Origin of the sequence: Streptomyces sp. FH025, assembly GCF_017427025.1 — a bacterium.
Lineage (GTDB): Bacteria > Actinomycetota > Actinomycetes > Streptomycetales > Streptomycetaceae > Kitasatospora.
This window is the reverse complement of the sequence record NZ_JAFLNG010000868.1, coordinates 1-2,796: the sequence shown is the minus strand read 5'-3', so window position 1 is coordinate 2,796 and position 2,796 is coordinate 1. Positions and strand designations below refer to the sequence as shown.

The window sequence follows — 2,796 nt, the reverse complement described above, 5'->3', positions numbered from 1 at the left end:
ACCAGGAGGCGAGGGTGCGGGCGTAGTCCTCGGCCGAGGCGGTGAGCGCGACCATCGAGAAGTACGGATCGCAGGCGGCGGCGATCTCGGTCAGCCGGGGCAGTCTGGCACTCGGGAAGACCTCGTTGCCGACGAAAACGCCGATCGGACCGGAGCCGTCGGCGGCGTCGTCGTAGGTGATGGTCTGGAGGGACATCCGGCCTCCGGGGCGCAGCCAGCGGTGGCAGGAGTCGAAGTAGCGGGCGTAGACGCCGAGCCGTTCGGCGCGGGTCATCCCGGCGGCGGCGAAGTGCTCGAAGGCGCCCATCGCGACGATCGCGTCGTACGGCCGACCGGGCTCGTGGTCCTCCCAGCTCTCCAGTCGCGGCTCGGCGCCGGGCAGGGCGCGGGCGGTGAGGAAGTCGTACTGGGCACGGGAGATGGTCAGGCCGGTGGCGTGGGCGATCCGGTCGTCGCGGCTCGCGTGCGCCAGCATCGCGCCCCAGCCGCAGCCGACGTCGAGCAACCGCAGGCCGTCCCCGGGGCGGGCGCCGACCAGGACGAGGTGGTGGTCGAGCTTGGCCCGCTGGGCGCGGGGCAGCGCGGTGGCGTCCGGTTCCGTACGCGGGATGCCGTCCCACTTGGCGGCGGTGTAGGCGAGGGTCTCGTCGAGCCAGAGGGCGTAGAAGTCGTTGCCCAGGTCGTAGTGGAACTCGATGTCGGCGGCACTGGTGCCTGCGGTAGCGATCCTCACGGACCGTGATCGTCGCGGAACGGCGAGTGGCCGCGCAAGTTCACCTCACCCGTTCAGGTGAGCCGGTCTCGCGGCCCTGACCTGGTCCCGTGTCAGTGGCCGGTCGGCCGCCGGCACACCCTCCCGAGCGGGGCGCGCGGGCCGCCTGGACGGCAACGACAACGGTCACCAGTACAGCCTTTGGATCTTTGTCGATTCTGCGGTTCACTTCGAGTGCGGGGCGATCGCACCCCGTCACCATCCACCCGTGCACCCAGAGAGGGCTTCGATGGCCGGGCACGAGCATTCCCACGATGATCATGCGCATGACCAGCAGCACTCGCACGGGCACGGCGGGCACGGCCACGGGCACGGCGGGCACGGGCACGGGCACGGCGGGCACGGGCACGGCGGCCACTCGCACGGCGTGGCCGCCGACGCCGACCGCCGCTGGCTGGTCAGCGCCCTCGTCCTGATCGTCGTCTTCATGGCCGGCGAGGTCGTGGTCGGCTTCGCCGCCCGGTCACTGGCCCTGATCTCCGACGCGGCGCACATGCTCACCGACGCCGCCTCGATCGTGCTCGCCCTGGTCGCGATGCGGCTGGCCGCCCGGCCGGCCCGCGGCGGCTACACGTACGGGCTCAAGCGCGCCGAGATCCTCTCCGCGCAGGCCAACGGCGTGACCCTGCTGGTGCTGTCGGCCTGGCTGGGCTACGAGGCGGTCCAGCGGCTGATCGAGCCGCCGCAGGTCACCGGCTCGCTGGTGCTGGTCACCGCGCTGATCGGGATCGTGGTCAACGTGGCCGCGGCCTGGTGCATGTCGAAGGCCAACCGCAGTTCGCTGAACGTCGAGGGCGCCTTCCAGCACGTGCTCACCGACCTGTACGCGTTCATCGCCACCGCCGTCGCCGGCGCGGTCATGCTGACCACCGGCTTCGCCCGCGCCGACGCCATCGCCTCGCTGATCGTCGTCGCGCTGATGCTCAAGGCCGGCATCGGGCTGGTCCGGGACTCCGGACGGATCTTCCTGGAGGCCGCCCCGGCCGGGATCGACCCTGACGCCGTGGCCGACCGGCTGGTCACCGAGCCACTGGTCGAGGAGATCCACGACCTGCACATCTGGGAGATCACCTCCAACCAGCCGGCCCTGTCCGCGCACATCCTGGTCACCCCCGGCGGCGACTGCCACGCCGTCCGGCGCGGGCTGCAGCACCGGCTGGCGAAGGAGTACGGCATCACCCACAGCACGCTCCAGGTCGACCACGTCGGCGAGGACGAGGCGGGCGCGCTCCTACAGATCGTCACCCCGGGCGAGTCCGCCGCCGAACACTGCGCCGACGCGCACGGCCCGGTGCACCGCGCGGGACCGCACGAGCACTGAGAGCCCGGTCCTCGTCACCCCGATGCGGCATGATCTGAGACGTGACCGCACCGCGACTGATGCTGCTCGACTCCGCCAGCCTGTACTTCCGGGCCTACTTCGGCGTACCGGACACCCTGCGCTCCCCGCAGGGCGAGCCGGTCAACGCCGTCCGCGGCCTGCTGGACTTCATCGCCCGGCTGGTCCAGGACCACCGCCCCGACCAGTTGGTGGCCTGCATGGACGCCGACTGGCGCCCGCAGTGGCGGGTGGACCTCGTCCCCTCGTACAAGACCCACCGGGTCGCCGAGGCGGCCGAGGACGGCGAGGAGGAGGTGCCCGACACGCTCGCCCCGCAGGTCCCGGTGATCGAGCAGGTGCTGGACGCGCTCGGCATCGCCCGGGTCGGCTCCCCCGGCTACGAGGCGGACGACGTGATCGGCACCCTCACCGCCCGCGCGAAGGGCCCGGTGCAGATCGTCACCGGCGACCGCGACCTGTTCCAACTGGTCGACGACGCCCGCGGGATCACCGTGCTCTACCCGGTCAAGGGCATGGGCAACCTGCAAGTCACCGACGACGCGCTGCTGCTGGAGAAGTACGGCGTGCGCGGCGCGCAGTACGCCGACATGGCCGCCCTGCGCGGGGACCCGTCCGACGGCCTGCCCGGGGTCAAGGGCGTCGGCGAGAAGACCGCCGCCCAGCTGATCAACGAGTACGGCGA

At 72.0% G+C, this 2,796-nt stretch carries 3 protein-coding genes; 2 read left to right on the top strand and 1 reads right to left on the bottom strand.

The genetic code is table 11. The features are described 5' to 3' along the window. The coding region (locus J0670_RS34975) for a class I SAM-dependent methyltransferase (protein WP_207816522.1) at positions 1–733 on the bottom strand (733 nt) is incomplete at its 3' end. 268 nt (positions 734–1,001) lie between these two features. On the opposite strand from J0670_RS34975, the gene J0670_RS34970 reads away from it, so the two are divergent. Together J0670_RS34970 and J0670_RS34965 are read left to right on the top strand one after the other, a co-directional pair. After that, positions 1,002–2,093 (top strand): cation diffusion facilitator family transporter, encoded by a 1,092-nt coding sequence (locus J0670_RS34970; protein WP_207816526.1) that lies wholly within the window; start codon positions 1,002–1,004, stop codon positions 2,091–2,093. Between the two features lie 59 nt (positions 2,094–2,152). Then, positions 2,153–2,796, top strand: a 644-nt coding sequence (locus J0670_RS34965; protein ID WP_207816524.1) for a 5'-3' exonuclease, incomplete at its 3' end; no start/stop codon positions are given.

What these genes read in the sequence shown, in the direction of transcription:
- J0670_RS34970 (WP_207816526.1), top strand. Translation starts at nt 1,002, where the DNA reads ATGGCCGGGCACGAGCATTCCCACGATGATCATGCGCATGACCAGCAG.